Origin of the sequence: Rahnella sp. BIGb0236, from assembly GCF_004364755.1 — a bacterium.
GTDB lineage: Bacteria > Pseudomonadota > Gammaproteobacteria > Enterobacterales > Enterobacteriaceae > Rahnella > Rahnella victoriana.
On record NZ_SOAO01000003.1, the window covers coordinates 534,885 to 554,214 of the forward strand.

The following is a 19,330-nucleotide window of genomic DNA, read 5'->3' on the forward strand; positions in this document are numbered from 1 at the left end:
TATAAATCCTGCGTTTAGGTTTGTCTCAGCTCCCCAAAATCTCCGTTACCCTGTTCAAAAGTGTGGTTAAAGGCTAAAATAAAGGAACTACGAAATCTATTGACTGATTTCATTCGTTTTTTTTATAAAGTTTTATGGAGATTAAAATATGGAAACGTTACCAGCTTGCCCGGCATGTCAATCTGAATTCACCTGGCAGGACGGCGAAATGCTTAACTGCCCTGAATGTGGACATGTCTGGTCGATGAACAGCGATGCAGCGGGTGAAGATGACACGCTGAAAGTGGTGGATGCCAATGGCAATCTGCTGGCGGATGGCGATTCTGTCACGGTGATCAAGGACCTGAAAGTCAAAGGCAGTTCTTCGATGCTGAAAATCGGCACCAAAGTGAAAGGCATTCGTTTAGTCGAAGGCGATCACAATATTGACTGCAAAATTGACGGTTTCGGCCAGATGAAACTCAAATCCGAGTTCGTTAAGAAAAACTGATCTCCGCACGATCCTGCCTGACGTTCAAAAGCGGTTCTGCCATATCGACATAACCGCTTTGCGAACATACACTCAATGCATAATCTCGTTAACTTTCAGCAGAGAAGAATGCATGAAACAGGCTCAGGACTATTTTAACGCGCTCAATCGCGACTACCTCAACGTGCATCAGGACAAAGAGAATTTGTTCTGGCAACACTATATGGGCACGGGTGATGAAAACGTCTCCGACGCATTCTCCGCTGCCGAAACCGCCTACAAACGCTTTATCGCCGAACCCTCCCGTCCGAAAGAAATCCGTGATGCCATTGCCGCCGCAGAGAAAGAACCTGCCGGTGAAGCGCGTGATGCGTTGCTGCATGGCCTGCGCGGCTGGCTGAGTTTCTTCGACTGCAACGTGATTGAAGATCCAAAAGCGCAGGCGCTGATGGATGAAATCATTCAGGCCGAATCCGTGCTGTTTGGTAAACGCAAACAGTACCGGATGACCCACATCAACAGCAAAGGCGAGCGCGTTAATGCCTCCCTCGGCGAGCTGCTGACCAATCAGGCCAATAACGAAAATGAAGCTTACCGCCGCAGTTCGCAAAATGCGTTGCGTGAACTGGAAGAGTGGCTGCTGCATAACGGTTTGCCGCAACTGATCGGCCTGCGTAACCGTTTTGCGCGCCAGCTCGGTTACCGTAACTATTTCGATTATAAAGTGAATAAAACCGAGCGCATGACGCCGGAACAACTGTTCGCCATCCTCGACCGGTTTGAAGAGCAAACGCGGGAAAGCAACACGCGCAGCCTCAATGAACTGGTGGCGCGGGAAGGCGATGCCGCGCTGTTGCCGTGGAATATCCGCTTTGCCAGCGCCGGTGACGTGACCCGTCAGCTTGATCCGTATTTCCCGTTTGCCGATTCCCTGCGTCGCTGGATCGACAGCTTTAAGCGCCTGAATATCGGCTTTAACGGCGCAGAAATGCAGCTGGATTTACTGGTACGCGAAGGCAAATATGAGAATGGCTTTATGCACGGGCCGGTGCCGCCGTTTTATGACAACGGCAAATGGGTGCCCGCGGTGATTAACTTCACCAGCCTGGCGAAACCGGATCAGATTGGCAGCGGTGCGAGCGGCCTGAATACGCTGTTCCACGAAGGCGGTCACGCGGCGCATTTCGCCAATATCCGTCAGAACGCGCCTTGCTTCTCGCAGGAATTCCCGCCGACCTCGATGGCTTACGCCGAAACCCAGTCGATGTTCTGCGACAGTTTGCTCGACGATGCCGACTGGCTGAAGCGTTATGCGAAAAATACCGCCGGAGAGCCGGTGCCGGATGAACTGATCCACGCCAGCATCGAAGCCCGTCAGCCGATGCGCTCTTTCAACGAGCGTCACATTCTGCTGGTGCCGTATTTTGAATGGCAGCTTTATCAGTGGCCGGATGAGAAACGCACGCCGGAAGCCATGATCGCGCTGGCGCGTGATGTCGAAACCCACATTTTAGGCGTGACCGGCAGCCCGCGCCCGACGCTGGCTATTCCGCATCTGCTTTCCATGGAATCCGCCTGTTCCTATCAGGGCTATCTGCTGGCGATGATGGCCGTAGAACAGACCCGCGCATTCTTCCTGAAACGCGATGGCTACCTGACCGATAACCCGGCCATCGGCCCGGATCTGGCGAAACATTACTGGACGCCGGGCAACAGCGTCAGTCATGACGATACGTTGCGCAGCCTGACCTGTGAAGGCTTCAATCCGGATTATCTGGCGCAGGCCTGCAACCAGACGATTGAAGCCGCGTGGCAGGATGCAAAGCAGACGATTGAAAAGGCCTCCGCACGTGAGCAGCCGGCAGCCGATTTCGACCTGAATGTGCATATCCGGGTGGTGGACGGCAGTCTGATCCTCGCGGACAGCGCCGACGGTGATGATGCCATGTGTCAGGATTTTGCGGATTTCGTTGAGCAGAACTACGGAAGTAAATAGCGACGGCAGCGAATAACCGTCATTGATGAAAAAGCCACCGGCAGCGAACACTGCGCGGTGGCTTTTTTTATCGCAAGATTGTTAACTCAGCGGGCGTCGGGGCGCGTCAGGTCGAAACGTAAGTCTTCGGAAATGGCGTAATACGCCGACGGGCCGCCCGCGCGTAAAACCGGCTCGGCGAGGGCGGTCTGATAAATCCCGTCCACCAGCAGATGTGGCGCGATATGCACGGCGACCACTTCACCCAGCACCAGCCAGGTATCGATATCGCCGCCGGCGGCGGTTTTCAGCTGGATGCATTGCGTGAGTTTGCATTCAAAATTGACCGGACTTTCCAGCACACGGTCGGCGGCCACCAGTGTGCCGGGCTGCGCGGTCAGTCCTGCAAATTCAAATTCATCCACGCCGCGCTCCAGAGAGGCCGAGCTTTCATTCATTTTGACCGCCAGCGAGCGGGTGGTCAGGTTCCAGACGAATTCGCCGGTTTCCACAATGTTTGCCACGCTGTCTTTCCAGCCGCTGCTGGCGAAACCGATGATCGGTGGCCGGTAATTGAAGCAGTTAAAGAAACTGTAGGGCGCGAGATTGCGTTGTCCGGCGGCATTGCGGGAGGAAATCCAGCCGATCGGGCGCGGGCCGACAATGGCGTTCAGCGGGTCATGGGGCAGGCCGTGGCCTTTCGTTGGTTCGTAGTAATAGCGATCATCAGCGGTCATGATTTTCCTCAGCAAATAATTCATAAAGACTATGATTTGTACATTACCGGATTTCATCCCCCGCTGAGCGTTTTTATGTGCCCGTCTGCGACAGGATGCTTCCGGCAGGCAGCGGCGCTTTGTGGTATCTTGTGCGCCATTCATGAATATCCAACGCCTCATCGCATGTTTTATGCGTCGCGCACACCTTTCGGAGAGTCAATCAGGTGGAAAAAAAGAAAGTCTTCCCTCAGGAAAAAAGCGGTCTTCACCCGCGAAATCGTCATCGCAGCCGCTATGATTTCCCGGCCCTGATTGCCAGCAGCCCGGAACTGGCACCGTTCGTTACCGAAAACAAATGGGGCGATTTATCGGTAGATTTCGCCAATCCTCAGGCGGTAAAAGCCCTGAACCGTGCGTTGCTGCGCGACTGTTATCAGATTGAAAACTGGGATATCCCCGCTGACTATCTGTGTCCGCCGATCCCGGGACGTGCCGATTACATTCACCATCTGGCCGATTTACTGGCCAGCAGCAACCAGGGCAATATTCCGCAGGGTAAAGACATTTCCGTGCTGGATATCGGCGTGGGCGCGAACTGTATTTACCCGATCATTGGCCTGCGCGAATATGGCTGGCGTTTCACAGCCAGCGAGATTGATGCGGTTTCTATGGCTGCGGCCAAGAAAATCGTGGCGACCAATCCGCTGCTGACCAATCAGGTGCGTTTCCGTTTACAGGCCAAACCGCAGCGTATTCTCGACACCATTATCCGTCACGATGAGCGTTACGACGCGGTGTTGTGTAATCCGCCATTCCACGCCTCTGCGGCGGATGCGGCGTCCGGCAGTCAGCGCAAACGTCAGAACCTCGGTCTTGATCGTCGTGCAGGCACGGCTGAACTGAACTTCGGCGGTCAGCACAACGAATTGTGGTGTGAAGGCGGCGAAGAAGCCTTTGTGGTCCGTATGGCGGAAGAGAGTGCCGGTAAGGCACAGAACTGTTTCTGGTACACCGTTCTGGTGTCCAAAAAAACCACACTGCCGCTACTGTATGACGCGCTGAGTGAAGAGGGTGCCACCGATGTCCGCACCATCGAAATGGTGCATGGTAATAAGATCAGCCGCTTCGTCGCCTGGACTTTCCTGACTCCCTCGCAGCAAAAAAGCTGGGCAATCAAACGCTGGTCAGTCTGATCACGGGGTGAATTGCCTTATTCCAGCGCGTTCATCTGAGGGTGAACGCGCCGGAAAAAATAGTCCGGCATCCCCCTTTCTTTTTCAGTGGAATAAATTATGATTAATTCACTATAAGAAAGTTGATTAATTATCTGAGTAATGATTTTGCGCGTGACTTTATTTTTCACCGCATACTGTTGTTTTTGTACGTTCCTGCCTGCAACCCACCCAGGGGTCAGACTAATGTTACGCCGGTTATTATCAGTATTATTAATAACCTGTGAAACTTAGCACGTGTTTAATTCAGTTAATTGCCTTTTGTGCATTAATTCACGTTATCTGCCACAGGGTGTCTGTCCTATGCAATTATTTTCTCATCAATTTAGTACGGCATGGCGTGATAAGTTCGCGGCTATCCAGCAGGCAGTCCCGATGATTGCCTTCTCGCCAGAGGGCGTGGTGCTTGAGGTCAACGATCTGTTTCTCAGCAGTATGGGTTACAGCAGAAACGAAGTGATAGGCCAGCCTCACCGGATGTTTTGTACCCCGGAATTTGTTGCCAGCGATGCGTATCGCCTGCACTGGGAGGGTTTACGGCAGGGAAAGTCCGTCAGTGGAAATATTAAACGTGTGCAAAAGAATGGAAACTTAATCTGGCTGGAAGCCACTTACATTCCGGTAAAAAATAAGCAAGGCAAAGTCACTGAAATAATTAAAATTGCCAGTGATGTCTCCGAAAGAATTAACGAATCGCACGAACACCAGGGAATTCTACAAGCACTCGAACGTTCTATGGCGCTGATTACTTTCACGCCTGATGGTCACGTCATTTCTGCAAACAATAACTTCATGAAAGTCATGGGGTATTCGTTGCAACAGATTAAAGGCCATTCCCACGCGATGTTTTGTCTTCCGCAATACCGTGACTCTCACGAATACCGCAATCACTGGCAGCGCCTGCGCAACGGCGAGTTTATTCTTGGCCGTTTTGAGCGGGTGAATGGCCGGGGTCAGTCCATCTGGCTGGAAGCCAGTTACAACCCGGTGATTGATGACGACGGCAAAGTGGTGAAGGTTGTCAAAATCGCGCAGGACATCACGGCGCAGATGGATCAGCAGCGTCAGCAGGAAAGCATGATGACGCATGTGCATGAGTTGTCGCTGACCACCGATAAAACCGCCGCAGAAGGCGTCACTATCGTGCAGAAAGCGGTGGAGGACATGCAGGAAGTGGAAGCACTTGCCCGCCGTACCTCCGACATCATCGGACAATTAGGTCAGACGTCAGAACGCATCGGCGAAATGGTCGACACCATCCGGCGCATCTCATCGCAAACCAATCTGTTAGCCATTAACGCCACCATCGAAGCCGCCCACGCAGGCGAGCAAGGCAGGGGATTCGCCGTGGTCGCCGGAGAAGTCCGCTCACTTGCCGATCAGTCGCGAAAAGCGGCGGTTGAGATTGATCAGCTGACCCAGAATATCCGCGACGGCGTCATGGCCGCCATCGACGGCATGGGCAACTGCGTTAACCGCGCAGGCGGCGGTGTCGCGCTGAGCCGCAATGCCGGTGATGTCATCAATCAGGTCAACCTCGGCATGCAGGATCTGGTGCGGATGATGGCGGAGTTTTCCGTTGTCGCGAGGGACCAGGGGCAGACGAGGCATTAGTTGTCGTTTTGCTCCCTCCCCTGCGAAGGGGAGGGTTGGGGTGGGGTATTAAGGTCAAAATCCGCCGTTAAAGTGTACTTTTACCAAGGCTTAATCTTTAAAACCTCCTCCCGGCCTCCCCCTTCGCAGGGGGAGGAGCAGGTCAAAACCTAAGAAACAGCCATTTTCCCCGGATTTTCTGGCGGCAAGCCTTCATCTTTATAAATCTGCACTGCCTGCCTCGGCATCGCCATGCCGGCTTTCTCGAAGTGGATTTTCACCAGCCTGTCCAGCGCGTACTGCACCGTCCATTGCTCCAGCGCTTTGGTGCGCACCAGCACGCGGATAGTGAAGAACTGGTCGCCTAATCCCACCACACCCTGGAAGGTCGGTTCGCCAAGCAACAGCGGTTTGATTTTCTCGTCCTGCTGCAACTCTTCCACGGCCTGACGCAGGACGTCATTGGCTTTATCCACGTCTTCGTCGCGGCTGATGTTATAGCTGGCGCGGTAGACGCCAAATTCACGCTCGTAGTTGGACAGGGTGGTGATCGACGAATAAGGCACGATATGGAAGACGCCGTAAATGTCGCGCAGGCCGATTGAGCGGATGGTCATGCTTTCGACCGTGCCGGTGATCCCCATGACGGTGACGTACTCGCCGGTATTCATGCCGTTTTCAAACTGGATGAAGATCCCGGTGATGACGTCTTTCACCAGCGTCTGGGCACCGAAGCTGACCGCCAGACCCAGCGCACCGGCACCGGCGAGCAGGGGCGCGATATTCAGCCCGATTTGCGAAAGCATAATCATCACGGTAATAGTGCAAATTACGATGGCGAGCACGTTACGGAACAGCGTCAGTAACGTGCGTTCGCGGGCGCTCGGGCGTGCGCCGTTGCTCAGTTCCTGCCCCAGACGGTGTTCAATCATGCTGGCCAGCAGCGTCCAGCCGACAATCGCAAAGCACAATATAAACAGGATATGCCCCAGCCCGCTGATCACTTTCTCACCGGCGTCGGTCATAAACCATTTATTGAGGTTGAAGATGTGCCAGGCATCCAGCAGCGACAGGGTGACGCTGAGCACCACCAGCACGCGGATGATTTTCAGACCCGCCGGAATGTACGAGTTGATGCGTTTTTGCAGCAGGGGATAACGGCGGTTAACGTCGTCGGGCAGGGTAATGCGGCGGTTGATCCAGCGCGAAAGCAGACCGGAGAGCAGGGCGCCGAGGGCGATCACCACCAGACTTTTCAGCGTGGCCGTCATCATAAACCGCAGGCTGCCCGCAAAATCAAACTGTGACAGGAAAAACAGCACCACAAAATAACTGACAGCCAGCAGATGCCAGACATGCCCGAGGGCGCGCAGGATCACGCTGAAAAAGGCCATTGAGCGTTCGGCCAGCAAATTGAATTCGCGGTGGATGGTGCGCCGGTTATGCATAATCAGCCAGCTGGCATACACCGTCAGCGCAAGCATCACCACGAAATTGACTACCGCCGCCGTGGTGTAATTGATTTGCGTGGCAACGACCGGCACGCCGACCATCAGCGCATAGCCAATCAGGCCGCTGACCCATGCCAGACGGGTATTCCAGTAGCGTGCGGTCATGTCGGTCAGCGGGAACGGACGAAGATAGCTGAAGCCGGGCGCAAAGATCAGCCGCAGTACGGCTTTGAAAAATTCAATGACGGCAAAGGCGCTGAGAAACAACGCCTGCTGGCGTGCAATGAGTGCGCTGCCACCGTTCACATATTGGGTGAACAGGTTTCCGGCGGCGACAGTCAGCAGCAAAATGACCACATCAATGGCAAACGCGCCCAGAATGCTGGCGGGCAACTGATACCAGTGCGCCTGTTTCAGGCGGGCGTTATTTCCCCAGCGACCCAGACGGACATACAGCGGGCCGACAAGTTTACGAATCAGATGAAACAGGGCAAACGTCACGGCAACGGTTAACAGAAAATATCCCAGCGCCGGAAAAAAACGATCGGCGCGAAAATGATGCTGCGGGCCGGAGTCGATGGTCTCTTTCAGTTTTTCTACGCGCTGTCTGAACTGCGCGACAGTCTCTTGCGTGGTATCGACCAGCTCGTCGATCAGGGAAAGTTGTTGCGGCTTAGGTTCGCTCTTTTCAGCGGCGGGAGCAGGTGCTGGCGTTTCGCTTTTGGCCGCTTCACGCAGATGTGAAATCAATTCAGCCCTGGCTTTATCATCCTGAAGAATATCGGCCAGCGCAGTGTAAGAGGCTTTTTGCTGATCGGCACCGGCGGGTTTTTCTGCCGCGTGGCTGAAGGCACTGAACAGAGCCAGCGTGATGAACAGCAAGGTGAAAAGTAAATGTGTCTGGATGCGGTGAGCCAACGGAGTCCTGTCGTTATGCGGCATTGTTCCTCTCTCAAATAAGGCGTTTTCGAAGGTGGGTAGTGTAGGGAATTGTGGCGAGCGATGTGTAGGGTGACGTGCGATAAGCAGGCAGCGTTACAAAAACTCCCTCCCCTGCGAAGGGGAGGGTTGGGGTGGGGTATTAAGGTCAAAAACCAAAGTCAAAGTGTGCTTTAGCAAGGATTTTATCTGCTAAACCCCCTCCCTGCCTCCCCCTTCGCAGGGGGAGGAGAATGGCATCAGGAAACGTGTTGCAGGAACTCGCGCAGACGCTCGCTCGGCGGATTGTTTACCAGATCCGACGGTTTACCGTCTTCTGCAATGCGGCCTTTGTCGATGAAGATCAGGCGGGAGGCCACTTTCTCGGCAAAGCCGACTTCGTGGGTCACGATCACCATCGTCATGCCTTCTTCTGCCAGTTGCTTCATGACGGTCAGCACTTCGTGACGCAGTTCAGGATCCAGCGCAGAGGTTGGCTCATCAAACAGCATCAGTTTAGGCTTAACTGCCAGCGCACGGGCAATCGCCACGCGCTGCTGCTGGCCACCGGACAGCTCTGACGGATAGTGGTTGGCCCGTTCGGACAGGCCCACTTTCGCCAGCAGTTCTTTCGCCAGTTTATTGGCTTCATCTTTCGACGCGCCACGCACACGGATCGGGCCGAACGCCACGTTTTCCAGTGCGGTCATGTGCGGGAACAGATAGAACTGCTGGAACACCATACCGGCTTCCTGGCGGATCAGACGTTCGTCGACTTTCGGATCGTTGACTTTCAGGCCATCAACAATCAGCTCGCCGGAAGTGATTTCTTCCAGCTTGTTGATGCAACGCAGCAACGTGGATTTACCGGAGCCGGACGGCCCGATGATAACCACGACTTCACCCTGAGAAATGTTCAGATCGATGTCGTGGAGCACCTGGGTTTTACCAAAGTGTTTTGAGACGTTCTTGAATTCAATCATATAATTTTCAGTTTGCGTTCTAAGCGGCGCAGAACAAAGCTCAGAGCCAGCGTGATGATCAGATAGATAACAGCCACCGCACTCCAGATTTCCATGGCGCGGAAGTTGCCGGCGATGATTTCCTGGCCCTGACGGGTCAGCTCGGCGACACCGATAACGATAAACAGGGACGTGTCTTTGATACTGACAATCCACTGGTTACCCAGGGGTGGCAGCATGCGGCGCAACGCCAGCGGCATGATGATGTAACGCAGGGTCGCACGGCGGGATAAGCCCAGTGCCAGACCGGCTTCACGGAAACCGTTGTGAATAGACAACACCGCGCCACGCGTAATTTCCGCGATATACGCACCGGAGTTGATGATGATTGTCACCACCGCCGCGCTGAACGGGTCGATCCGCAGATCGGGCACCATCATCGGCAGTGCGAAATAAATGAACATTACCTGTACGACAATAGGCGTACCGCGAATAAGCTCGATAAAGACCAGTGCGACGTTGCTGCTGAACCAGCCACCAAACGCGCGGGCAAACCCCGCAATCACACCAATAATCAGACCGCCAACCAGACCGAGGACCGAAATCCACAGGGTCATTTTAGCGCCTTCGAGCAGGATAGGCAGAGCGGGCCAAATTACGCTCCAGTCAAACTGCATGGATTATCTCCTGGTAAAACAACAAACTGCGCCTGTCCGGATCACTTTCCGGCAGGCGCTTCTTATCAAGTGCTCTTTCTGAAAAGGAACGACTTAAATGAAAAATGACTTATTTAGGTTCGGTATCAAACCATTTTTTGTAGATGGCTGCGTAAGTACCATTCTCTTTGATGGTTTTCAGCGCGGCGTTGGCTTTTTCACGCAGGTCGCTGCCCTGAGGGAAAGCGATACCGTATTGCTGACCCGCCAGTGAATCACCGACCGCTTTGAACTGACCTTTACCGGCAGTTTTGATGAAGTACAGAATGTTTGGCGTGTCGTGCATCACCGCATCAGCACGGCCTGTGCCCAGTTCCATATAGGCGCTGTCGATGTTCGGGAACTGACGCAGATCTTTGGTCTGCACGTTGGCTTTCATGTAATCCACGGAGCTGGTGCCGCTTTTCACTGCCACGGTTTTGCCTTTCAGATCAGCAACGCTTTTGATCGCGTCGTTGTTGCTCTTAACCATCACCATCAGGCCGCTGTTGTAATAGCCGTCAGAGAAGTCGATCGCTTTTTTACGTTCCGGCGTGATGGTGATACCCGCCAGCGCCAGATCGATGTTATGTGTTTGCAGGGCAGGAATGATGCCGCCAAAATCCATTGGTTTCAGTTCATAAGAGACTTTCATCTCTTTGGCGACCGCGTCCCACAGGTCAATGTCGAAGCCGACGTACTTGTCGCCTTGTTTGAATTCAAACGGTACAAACGCAGTGTCGGTAGCTACGATCAGTTTTTTATCTGCTGCGTGGGAGCTAACGGCAAAGGCCAGGGTTAACGCGGCCAGGGAAACTTTTAAGAGTGACTTCATCAGTGAATTTCCTTTGTACATATTATGGGAACGACTTTATATTACGGCCTGTTTATGCAATATTCATGCCAAAAACGATGCATATTAAAATTCAATGGCTTAACGTCGTGCTGAACCGATCAAGCTGACATTCACGGCAGCAGGGCACCATTATGGTGCGTTGTGACAAGTTGTCATGTTCTCTCATGGTGCACAGCCTCATCATTAACCAGATGTTGTCTTTTAAACAATCATTAATTAACAAATGCGCTGCTCAAATGATAACTCGCCCTAACTTTCCCGGAACATGGGGAAAACGAGTGCTCAGTTTTGAAGCAGATGTAAAGGAAGGGAAGGGAGTATTCACGCAGGAAATAGCTTTCGTTGAACCATAATGGTGCATGGGTATATAAGAAAAAGTGCTAGCGTAACTGGCTGTCTTTGCTGCCACGACGATTATATCCGGCGTGATCCTGCTGTTTTTTGTCCAGTGCGGCCTGACAGTTCACACAATACTGAACGCCCTGAAGTGCTTTTCTGCGGGCTTCGGGGATTGGCTCTCCGCACTCTTTGCAATAGTGCGCACTTTCGCCATGTCCGAGGGACTGACGTGCGCGTTCGACGGCATCGCTGACTGTCGAATCGATCTGATCCTGAACGGCGCCATCCTGCGCCCAACCGCTTGCCATGACTGACCTCCGGAATGACCTCAGAAAAAGTAAAAACGGGCCGGTGATCACCACCCGCCCGCTTCGCATTGATCTTCATACATATTGCCGCAGCCTATCACTGCGGCTACCGAGTCCTGATTACTCGATATTGGATTCAATGAACCACAGGAATTTATCCAGGTCGCGCGATGCGGCAGTGAAAATATCTGCGGTATCTTCATCTTCAACTTCGCCGATGGCTTTACGGGTGTCGTTCGCGACCACGCCATAACGCTCAGCCAGTGCTTTCAGATGTTCCTGCACGGTGTGGATATTGGTCGGGTAGCTTTTCAGCGGGGTTTTATCATTCACCACCTGCACGGTACCCAGTGCCACGCCGCCTAATTGCACCACACGTTCTGCGATGGTGTCCTGATGATCAATAATCGCAGTACGGAAACCATCAAGCATTTCATGGACGGCAATAAAGTTTGCGCCACGCATATTCCAGTGAGCCTGTTTGGTGATCAGCGATAAATCGATATATTCCGTCACCAGACGGTTCAGCACCTTGATAGTATTCAGTTTAACGCTTTCATCTAAATCGTTGCGTGTGTAGATAAGTTCAGAAGATTTCGTTTTGACCAGTTTAGCGGTACTCATATTTAGATCTCCTTGTTTCGCTTACTGTTAATTAATAGGTATTTCAGAACTGCATACAGTATAGCAATAAATGGGCATTTTGCCGGGCAGTCATTCCTATCGCTATGATAGCTGCCGCCATGTGATGCGTTACACCACACAGGTATTTACCGTATCACACTGTTTTCAAAGTGAGATAGGAATGTTCCTGAACGGGCTTCATGTTTTTTGTGGTTTTCATTTTTTACGGGTGAAGTATTAATGAATGTAACATGAAATATCGGGATATATATTCGCCGGGGGAGGGTTGCGGTATATCCAGACTGGAATGAGACATATTAACAAATAAGAATGATTACAGTGTTAATCCGCAAAGATTATTATCCCGGCAGAAATGACGCCGCCGGGATAATAAGCCCACTACGATATTCTCAGCTACATTCTCAGCGCGCCACTGTAGAGTACGGCACCGGTCGGTTGTCCGGTCGGCGACCCCCCGCGCGGCTCCAGGCTTATCGCCAGCGTATAGCCCGGATCAGGCATCTTCGCGGCCAGCGTCAGTTGCGTCGGTTGTTGGGTGTTCAGCAAGCCGAGCGAGCGGGGTTTGCCGCCCGGCGGAATGGCCCACAGTTCGAGGCTGCGGTCCGTGGCAATACTCTGCGCATTCAGCGGCGTCAGCATCAGGCTGCGGGTGCTTTTATCGACACTGACCACCCACTGGCCGCTTTGCGCACCTGCGCTGCTGGCCAGAATCGCCACCGGTGTCGGTGCTTCTGGCTGCACCAGCAGGCGCGGGATCAGCAGCAATGCGGCAAGCCCGGCGGCCAGCACCCAGCCAACATAACCGCGCACCGGTCTTTTAGATGCCGGCAACAGGCGGACAGGCTGGAGCGCGAGACTATGCTGAATGCGCTTCCACACCGACGCGGGAGGGATCACCGTCACAATCTGATTATCCAGTTGGGTGAAGGCTTCCTGCCAGCGGGCAACTTCCGCCGCCAGTTCAGGATCCGCCTGCATTTTTTGCTCGAACTGTCTCCGGGCTGCGCCGCGCAACGTGCCGAGCGCATATTCAGCCGCGAGGGCAGCATGATAATGGCTTCTGCTTTTCATAGTCCGACGCAGCTCTTTAAGTGATCCAGGGCGCGACGGATCCAGCTTTTGATCGTCCCCAGAGGTTGTTGCAGATGGGATGACACCTCGCCGTGCGACAGGCCCTGATAATAGGCAAGGATCAGGCTTTGTCGTTGTTCGGCGGGAAGGTGCGCGAGGCAGGCGGCGAGAATTTTGGCGTCGCTGTCCTGTTGCAGCCGTTGCAAGGGTTCATCGTTGTCGCTGGCATCGCTGTCGCCCATTGTGTCATCCAGTTCATCTAACTGGTTGTCGCTCCCGCGCATCCAGTCGATAGCGCGGTTGCGGACAATGTGCGTGAGCCAGGTCATCGGGGAACTGAGCGCCGGATTATAAGAGGCGGCGCGGTTCCACGCGGTGATATAGCTGTCGTGTAACACTTCTTCTGCCCAGGCATGTCGCCGCAACATGCGTAATGCGACGGCGAACAGCCGGGGGGACGTCAGACGATATAACTGCTCAAATGCCTGACGATCGCCAACGGCCATGGCGCTCATCAGTTCGCGCTGGATTTCCGGCGCTTTCTCTGGTGTTGGCTTAACTAAAAAATTGTCATGCATTCGCCCGTCCTGACTTACTGAGGTGCTGTTTCATAAGAGAAATCATGCCCTCAGTATAGTCGGTATTATTTTGGCATCAGGACGGTATCAATGACGTCGATCACACCGTTCTTCTGCTGGACGTCATAAGTGCTGATATTGGCGACATTCCCTTTGCCATCTTTGAGCTGAATATTGTGCGGACCGTTATTCATGATCCACAGTGGCTGGCCGTTAACGGTTTTCAGTTCCGCCGTGCCGTTGCCTTTTTTCAGCAGTTTTTCCAGATCTTTCATTTCATATTTACCTGCCACCACGTGATAGGTAAGGATGCTGGTCAGCGTGGCTTTGTTTTCAGGTTTCACCAGATTATCCACGGTGCCCGCCGGTAATTTTGCGAAGGCCGCGTTGGTCGGGGCGAAAACAGTAAACGGCCCTTTGCCCTGCAGGGTATCTACCAGACCGGCGGCTTTCACTGCCGCGACCAGCGTGGTGTGGTCTTTCGAATTCAGGGCATTTTCGACGATATTTTTGGACGGATACATTTCAGCGCCACCGACCATGGTGGTGCTCTGGGACATCATTGCTGCCATTGACGCAGTGCTCAGCAGCAGAGAAGCACAGATTGCGGTACGGAGTAAGGTTTTCATGATGGTGTCCTTAGAGTGTTAAGTAGGTAAGGTCTTGCCTCACCTCTATACATACGAATGACCCCCTGCTTTTGGATGCAGGAAAAACGATAAAAAAGTGAAATAAACGAACGTTATTTTTAATGCCTTGATACCAAAGAAAAAAGCCACGTTCTGAACACGCGGCTTTTTAGCAGAAAAGGGGCAGGATTATTTACCGGAAGGCGTATTGCCGGGAATATCCACCGTTTCGATTTTGGTTTTACGTTGCAGCGTCAGCGTGGAACCGGCAGAGGCCGCGATAATCGCCGCCAGCCCGAGCCACTGTGTTGCCGTCAGGAATTCCCCGAGGAAGATAATGCCGGAAAGGGCGGCCATCGCCGGTTCCATGCTCATCAGCGTCCCGAAGGTTTTGGCAGGCAGTTTGGTCAGCGCCATCATTTCAAGTGAATAGGGGATGGCGGAAGTGAGCAGGGCGATCAGCAAGCCCAGCGGCAAAATTTCCCAGCTGAAAATCGAGGTATGCGCCTGAACGGCACCGATCGGGAAGAAGATTAACGCAGCAATCAGGGAACCCATCGCGGCAGTCCCCGGCCCGTAACTGCTGCCTGCGCGCTGTCCGGCCAGAATATACACCGCCCAGCAGGCCCCGGCGATCAGCGCAAAACACGCCCCTTTCAGATCGACGCCACCGGCACTTTGCCCGAGCGGCAACAGAAACAACAGGCCGAGCACCGCCAGCACCACCCAGATAAAATCGACCGGACGGCGTGAGGAGAACATCGCGACCGCCAGCGGGCCGGTGAATTCCAGTGCAACGGCAATACCCAGCGGCACCGTCCGCAGCGCCAGATAAAACGAATAGTTCATACAGCCGAGCGCCAGCCCGTACATCAGCAGCGCCCGCAAATTACCGCCGCGCATTTTCAGGCGCCACGGACGAAAATAGAGAAGCAACAGGATCGAGCCGATACCCAGACGCAGCGCCGTGACGCCTTGCGGGCCAACCACGGGGAACAGGGTTTTTGCCAGTGACGCGCCCCCCTGCAGGGAAAGCATGGCGATCAGTAACAACAGAATCGCAATCAGCGGAGAGGCTTTTTTCGGTAATGCGGGAACCGGAGGGCTGTTGTTATGCGTCGCAGATTCCTGCGGCTTATGTTGTCCTGACTGTGTCATCCATTGCGCCTTTTGAGGTGATCCCATGAATCCGGAACTTCAGATTTATAGTTTTGAAAAGAAAGGTAAAGAGCAGTCAGTGTAGTGGGAAATCAGGAGAGAAAAAATCTCTGAAAAAAAGTTTTTTTTGGAGCGGCTTTCTGAAAAAATGGCTGAAAATAGTTCATTTTTTGTCCAAAACTTTAGGATTTATCTGCTAATCTTAAAAAGTTCAATAAGTTTACCTTATAGTTTTTGTGGCAAAAATCACAATAAAATTATAAGGATACACTATGTTGGAAACTTTCTGTTACACCATATGATGCTTTGGACATCTATAATCAGGCAGAGTTTCACACTGCTTTTTGTTATATTTTCAAACGTGAAGGTTACTTTGGTTTCTCTTTTTGAGGTGGTTATTATGAAAAAAATCGCATGTCTTTCCGCATTAGCTTGCGTTGTTGCACTGGGCGTTTCTACAAGCGCATTCGCTGATACCAGCACCGTTACCGCTGGCTACGCACAGGGTGATATGCAAGGCGTTGCTAACAAAGCAAACGGCTTCAACTTAAAATACCGCTACGAACAAGATAACAACCCACTGGGCGTTATCGGTTCTTTCACTTACATTGAAGACGACAGCACTCCGGCTTCTGGTGACTACCGTAAAGGTCAATACTACGGCATCACTGCAGGTCCTGCTTACCGTCTGAACGACTGGGCTTCCATCTACGGTGTTGTAGGTGTGGGTTACGGTAAATCTCAGTACACCGAATCAGCAGCATCTACCGCTGGCCGTGAAAAATACGATTCAAGCGATTACGGTTTCTCTTACGGTGCTGGTCTGCAGTTCAACCCAATCGAAAACGTTGCTCTTGACGTTTCCTACGAACAGTCCCGCATCCGCAGTGTTGATGTTGGCACCTGGATCGCAGGCGTGGGTTACCGCTTCTAATTCTTCGCTTTTGCGTAACGTCTCGTCGTTACACGAAAACGAAAGCAAAAACCGCTCAGCTGAGCGGTTTTTTTATGCCTGAAATCTGATATCACGGAAAAAAATCACCGCTTCTGGATATACGTCAGCGCCAGCGCCACTGCCAGCACCAGCCCTTTAATGATATCCATCGCATAATACGGCACCGATAACATCACCAGCCCGTTCGACAACACGCCTAAAATCACCGCGCCGAGCAGGGTTCCCAGCGCATTCGGCTTACCGGAACCGGCCAGTGAGAAACCGATATACGCGGCGGCAACGGCGTCCATCAGATAACCGCCACCGGCATTGACCTGAGAAGAACCAATGCGCGAAGCCAGCAATATTCCGCCCGCACCGGCAAGCACCGATGACATCACATAAGCAATCACCCGGTAGCGCGCGGTGCGGATCCCCGCCAGACGTGCGGCCAGCGGGTTGCCGCCGATGGCGTACATGCGGCGGCCATGTTTGGTCAGCGACATAAACAGCTGCACCGCGACAGTGACAACGGCCATCACGATCACAATCACCGGCACCTGACCGAGCAGGCTGAACACCGCAGGGACCGTGCCTTCGGCCATGTCACCGCTGGGCAATAACATGTTTTCAGTGATCGAGCCGCCGTAGCTGTAGGTCATCGCTGCGCCCTGAATCACAAACAGACTGGCGAGGGTGGCCAGCATGTCAGGAATTTTCAGGATCACGATCAGAAAGGCGTTAAACAGGCCGACCAGCGTACACAGCGCCAGCGTGATCAGAATGGCTTCTGTGGTACCGAATCCGTGCCAGACGAACATCGAAATCACCAGCGCATTGGCAAGCGATGCCGTTGAGCCGACGGATAAATCGAAGCCGCCGACGGCCAGTGAGATCGACACGCCGATGGCAATTACCGTGACGATGGCAATCGAGCGCAGAATATTGATGATATTCGAAGGTTCGAGGAAGTTATCGGAGGCGATGCCAAACGCGGCGATCAGCAATACCACGGTCAGCAACATGCCCCATTTATACAAAAACTCGAACAGCTGATGACGCCACGGTTGCGGGGCGTCGGGCACGTTTTCTTTACTCACCACGGCTTTGTTCACGCGGGGATTCCTCCGGTTGAATAGGTTAATAAGGTTTCTTCGTCGACGTCTGCGGCGTTCAGTTCGGCGACAATCCGGCCGTCCCATAACACCAGAATGCGGTCGCATAAACCGACCAGTTCGGCGAACTCACCGGAAGCATAAATAATGCCTTTTCCCTGTTGCGCCAGGCCGTCGATCAGCCTGAACACGTCCGTTTTGGCCTTGATGTCTACGCCTTTGGTCGGTTCGTCAAAGATCAACACCTGACTCTCACTGCGCAGCCATTTTCCGATGGCGACCTTTTGCTGGTTGCCGCCGGAAAGCCGGGCCAGCTTCTGCATCGGCCCGGAAGCGCGAATGCCTAAGCGGCTGATAATGTCTTTTGCCCACGACAACGACTGACGCCCGCTGAAAATGCTCCAGCGCGAAAAGGTGTCGTCGGCGGTGACGCTGAGGTTCATCGGGATATTTTCGTCAATGAAAATCCCTTCCTTGCGCCGTTCTTCCGGTACCAGCGCCAGTCCCTGTTCTACGGAAAGATGCGGTTCTTTCGGCTTCCACGGTTTGCCGTTCAGCTCACCGCTGTCGACCTGGCTCGGCGTCGCACCAAACAGCGCCTTGCACAGTTCGGTTTTCCCGGCACCGGCCAGCCCGGCAATACCGAGGATTTCCCCGCGATGCAGACGCAGCGAGATATCACGCAGTTTGTCTTTATCGTGCATACCCTGAATGCTCAGCAGGGTTTCACCGCTGTGCGGCGGGCGGCGCGGCGGATAAATATCGTCGAGCTGATGGCCGATCATTTTCTCGATAATGTGCTCATTGCTCAGGCCGTCCATACTGTCATCACTCACCAGACGCCCGTCGCGCAATACGGTCATGCGATCGCAGATATCGCGCAGTTCATGAATACGGTGCGAGATAAACACAATCGCCATTCCGGCGGCTTTCAGCTTGCGTACCAGCGCGAACAGTCGTGCGCTTTCCGCCTGATCGAGCGGGGCGGTGGGCTCATCGAGGATCAGAAAACGACATTTATGCGATAACGCCCGCGCCAGCAAAATCAGCTGTTTCTCTGCCAGCGTGCAACTGTCGATGCGCGCCCTCAGGCTGATGTTCAGCCCGAGTTGTTCGGTCAGCAACTGCGCCTGACGATAAAGCTGCGGCCAGTTGTGCAGATGACCCGGTTCGGCAAGGCGATCGAGCATGATGTTTTCGGCGACGTTAAGCGTCGGCACCAGCGCGACATCAACCTCCTGCTGAACCAGATGAATACCGTGCTCGCGGGCATGATGCGGCAGACGGATGTTAACCGCCGTGCCGTCGATGCTGATTTGCCCGCTGTAATGGTCATGCGTGCCGGAAAGCACCGCCATCAGCGTCGATTTTCCCGCGCCGTTCGCGCCGACTAATGCGTGGACGGATCCGCCTTCCAGCGTGAAATCCACCTGGCGCAGGGCAGGGAAACCGGCAAAGGAAATCGAGATGTTGCGCATCTCAAGGAGGGAGGAGGTCACTGGAGGTTCGGCCTTATTAAATAGACGGATGGGGATTCAGACGTTTAGCCGTCTAATACTCTGTAGCAGAGTTTTAACATATCGGCTGATTTTCGCAACCAATTAAATAATCTAAGCCCGCGTCAAAAAAGCATAAGCTGTCGCATGGAAAAAGTTCACGGTGATTTCAGAACAAAAAAGTGTC

At 53.4% G+C, this 19,330-nt stretch carries 18 protein-coding genes; 5 read left to right on the top strand and 13 right to left on the bottom strand.

The window, feature by feature from the left end:
- Positions 1-148 precede the first annotated feature (148 nt).
- Complete coding sequence (locus EDF78_RS09240) at positions 149-490, top strand: zinc ribbon domain-containing protein YjdM (protein ID WP_095922766.1); 342 nt, start codon at positions 149-151, stop codon at positions 488-490.
- A 112-nt stretch (positions 491-602) separates the two neighbouring features.
- The gene (locus EDF78_RS09245; RefSeq protein WP_133822961.1) at positions 603-2,465 is read left to right on the top strand and encodes a M3 family metallopeptidase; all 1,863 of its coding nucleotides are present in this window, start codon (positions 603-605) and stop codon (positions 2,463-2,465) included.
- An 86-nt stretch (positions 2,466-2,551) separates the two neighbouring features.
- Here EDF78_RS09245 and EDF78_RS09250 read toward each other — a convergent pair whose 3' ends face one another.
- Positions 2,552-3,181, bottom strand: coding sequence for a flavin reductase family protein (locus EDF78_RS09250; protein ID WP_095922764.1), 630 nt, complete (start codon positions 3,179-3,181; stop codon positions 2,552-2,554).
- Between the two features lie 206 nt (positions 3,182-3,387).
- On the opposite strand from EDF78_RS09250, the gene rlmF reads away from it, so the two are divergent.
- On the top strand, positions 3,388-4,356 hold the full coding sequence (gene rlmF, locus EDF78_RS09255) for a 23S rRNA (adenine(1618)-N(6))-methyltransferase RlmF (RefSeq protein WP_133822962.1): 969 nt from the start codon (positions 3,388-3,390) through the stop codon (positions 4,354-4,356).
- Positions 4,357-4,698: 342 nt separating this feature from the next.
- Positions 4,699-6,009: a PAS domain-containing methyl-accepting chemotaxis protein gene (locus EDF78_RS09260; RefSeq protein WP_095922762.1), complete on the top strand. Its 1,311-nt coding sequence runs from the start codon at positions 4,699-4,701 to the stop codon at positions 6,007-6,009.
- 149 nt (positions 6,010-6,158) lie between these two features.
- On the opposite strand, the gene ybiO is transcribed toward EDF78_RS09260, so the two are convergent.
- From ybiO to rhtA, 10 genes are all read right to left on the bottom strand, one after another.
- Complete coding sequence (ybiO, locus tag EDF78_RS09265; RefSeq protein ID WP_243839435.1) at positions 6,159-8,357, bottom strand: mechanosensitive channel protein; 2,199 nt, start codon at positions 8,355-8,357, stop codon at positions 6,159-6,161.
- A gap of 260 nt (positions 8,358-8,617) precedes the next feature.
- Positions 8,618-9,340: a glutamine ABC transporter ATP-binding protein GlnQ gene (glnQ, locus tag EDF78_RS09270; protein WP_095922760.1), complete on the bottom strand. Its 723-nt coding sequence runs from the start codon at positions 9,338-9,340 to the stop codon at positions 8,618-8,620.
- Positions 9,337-9,996, bottom strand: a complete 660-nt coding sequence (gene glnP, locus EDF78_RS09275; RefSeq protein ID WP_013574682.1) for a glutamine ABC transporter permease GlnP — start codon at positions 9,994-9,996, stop codon at positions 9,337-9,339. Before glnP ends, glnQ begins: the two co-directional genes overlap by 4 nt.
- A 109-nt stretch (positions 9,997-10,105) precedes the next feature.
- A complete protein-coding gene (gene glnH, locus EDF78_RS09280) occupies positions 10,106-10,849 on the bottom strand; it encodes a glutamine ABC transporter substrate-binding protein GlnH (RefSeq protein WP_013574683.1) in 744 nt (247 codons plus the stop codon).
- A 401-nt stretch (positions 10,850-11,250) separates the two neighbouring features.
- A complete protein-coding gene (locus EDF78_RS09285; protein ID WP_119822529.1) occupies positions 11,251-11,517 on the bottom strand; it encodes a DksA/TraR family C4-type zinc finger protein in 267 nt (88 codons plus the stop codon).
- Positions 11,518-11,637: 120 nt separating this feature from the next.
- Complete coding sequence (gene dps, locus EDF78_RS09290; RefSeq protein ID WP_015689551.1) at positions 11,638-12,141, bottom strand: DNA starvation/stationary phase protection protein Dps; 504 nt, start codon at positions 12,139-12,141, stop codon at positions 11,638-11,640.
- A 414-nt stretch (positions 12,142-12,555) separates the two neighbouring features.
- Complete coding sequence (locus EDF78_RS09295; RefSeq protein ID WP_133822964.1) at positions 12,556-13,233, bottom strand: anti-sigma factor; 678 nt, start codon at positions 13,231-13,233, stop codon at positions 12,556-12,558.
- On the bottom strand, positions 13,230-13,811 hold the full coding sequence (locus EDF78_RS09300; protein WP_119822527.1) for a sigma-70 family RNA polymerase sigma factor: 582 nt from the start codon (positions 13,809-13,811) through the stop codon (positions 13,230-13,232). Before EDF78_RS09300 ends, EDF78_RS09295 begins: the two co-directional genes overlap by 4 nt.
- Before the next feature lie 65 nt (positions 13,812-13,876).
- A complete protein-coding gene (locus EDF78_RS09305; protein ID WP_095922755.1) occupies positions 13,877-14,440 on the bottom strand; it encodes a fasciclin domain-containing protein in 564 nt (187 codons plus the stop codon).
- A gap of 189 nt (positions 14,441-14,629) precedes the next feature.
- Positions 14,630-15,598 carry a threonine/homoserine exporter RhtA gene (gene rhtA, locus EDF78_RS09310; protein ID WP_133822965.1) on the bottom strand — a complete coding sequence of 323 codons (969 nt, stop codon included), beginning with the start codon at positions 15,596-15,598 and terminating at the stop codon, positions 14,630-14,632.
- A gap of 400 nt (positions 15,599-15,998) precedes the next feature.
- Between rhtA and ompX the strand changes: the two genes are divergently transcribed.
- The gene (gene ompX / locus EDF78_RS09315) at positions 15,999-16,532 is read left to right on the top strand and encodes an outer membrane protein OmpX (RefSeq protein ID WP_095922753.1); all 534 of its coding nucleotides are present in this window, start codon (positions 15,999-16,001) and stop codon (positions 16,530-16,532) included.
- A 104-nt stretch (positions 16,533-16,636) separates the two neighbouring features.
- Here ompX and EDF78_RS09320 read toward each other — a convergent pair whose 3' ends face one another.
- Both EDF78_RS09320 and EDF78_RS09325 read right to left on the bottom strand, forming a co-directional pair.
- Positions 16,637-17,632 (bottom strand): ABC transporter permease, encoded by a 996-nt coding sequence (locus EDF78_RS09320; protein ID WP_095925177.1) that lies wholly within the window; start codon positions 17,630-17,632, stop codon positions 16,637-16,639.
- A gap of 11 nt (positions 17,633-17,643) precedes the next feature.
- On the bottom strand, positions 17,644-19,125 hold the full coding sequence (locus EDF78_RS09325; protein ID WP_095922752.1) for a sugar ABC transporter ATP-binding protein: 1,482 nt from the start codon (positions 19,123-19,125) through the stop codon (positions 17,644-17,646).
- Positions 19,126-19,330: the final 205 nt, after the last annotated feature.

Coding starts and splice junctions, on each gene's coding strand:
- EDF78_RS09240 (WP_095922766.1), top strand. CDS start 149: ATGGAAACGTTACCAGCTTGCCCGGCATGTCAATCTGAATTCACCTGG.
- EDF78_RS09245 (WP_133822961.1), top strand. CDS start 603: ATGAAACAGGCTCAGGACTATTTTAACGCGCTCAATCGCGACTACCTC.
- EDF78_RS09250 (WP_095922764.1), bottom strand. CDS start 3,181: ATGACCGCTGATGATCGCTATTACTACGAACCAACGAAAGGCCACGGC.
- EDF78_RS09260 (WP_095922762.1), top strand. CDS start 4,699: ATGCAATTATTTTCTCATCAATTTAGTACGGCATGGCGTGATAAGTTC.
- glnQ (WP_095922760.1), bottom strand. CDS start 9,340: ATGATTGAATTCAAGAACGTCTCAAAACACTTTGGTAAAACCCAGGTG.
- glnP (WP_013574682.1), bottom strand. CDS start 9,996: ATGCAGTTTGACTGGAGCGTAATTTGGCCCGCTCTGCCTATCCTGCTC.
- glnH (WP_013574683.1), bottom strand. CDS start 10,849: ATGAAGTCACTCTTAAAAGTTTCCCTGGCCGCGTTAACCCTGGCCTTT.
- EDF78_RS09285 (WP_119822529.1), bottom strand. CDS start 11,517: ATGGCAAGCGGTTGGGCGCAGGATGGCGCCGTTCAGGATCAGATCGAT.
- dps (WP_015689551.1), bottom strand. CDS start 12,141: ATGAGTACCGCTAAACTGGTCAAAACGAAATCTTCTGAACTTATCTAC.
- EDF78_RS09295 (WP_133822964.1), bottom strand. CDS start 13,233: ATGAAAAGCAGAAGCCATTATCATGCTGCCCTCGCGGCTGAATATGCG.
- EDF78_RS09300 (WP_119822527.1), bottom strand. CDS start 13,811: ATGCATGACAATTTTTTAGTTAAGCCAACACCAGAGAAAGCGCCGGAA.
- EDF78_RS09305 (WP_095922755.1), bottom strand. CDS start 14,440: ATGAAAACCTTACTCCGTACCGCAATCTGTGCTTCTCTGCTGCTGAGC.
- rhtA (WP_133822965.1), bottom strand. CDS start 15,598: ATGACACAGTCAGGACAACATAAGCCGCAGGAATCTGCGACGCATAAC.
- ompX (WP_095922753.1), top strand. CDS start 15,999: ATGAAAAAAATCGCATGTCTTTCCGCATTAGCTTGCGTTGTTGCACTG.
- EDF78_RS09325 (WP_095922752.1), bottom strand. CDS start 19,125: ATGCGCAACATCTCGATTTCCTTTGCCGGTTTCCCTGCCCTGCGCCAG.